The 248-nt window shown below is 45.6% G+C and carries 1 protein-coding gene; it reads left to right on the top strand.

What is annotated here, in order from left to right; translation table 11 throughout:
* Positions 1-248, top strand: a 248-nt coding sequence (locus GB932_RS22150; RefSeq protein ID WP_156758934.1) for a linear amide C-N hydrolase, incomplete at both ends; no start/stop codon positions are given.

Genomic DNA, 248 nt, shown 5'->3' with positions numbered 1-248 from the left:
CGGTAATGACCAACTCTCCGGTTTTTGAAGAGCAGCTTGCTCTTAACAACTACTGGAAGGGCATTCCGGGAACGGTTATGCTTCCGGGAACAAACCGTGCTGCAGACCGCTTTGTAAGAGCTTCTTATTATATCAATGCGATTCCTCAGACTGCAGATACCCGCACAGCAGTAGCCAGTGTTTTCAGTGTGATTAGAAACTGTTCTGTTCCTTATGGAATCACTTCTGCAACAGAACCTAATATTTCG

The sequence above is a fragment of the Microbacterium karelineae genome, from assembly GCF_009745985.1.
In the GTDB taxonomy this organism is placed as follows: Bacteria; Actinomycetota; Actinomycetes; order Actinomycetales; family Microbacteriaceae; genus Microbacterium; species Microbacterium karelineae.
Note: the sequence above shows the minus strand (reverse complement) of the source record. Positions and strands in the feature narration are given on the sequence as shown.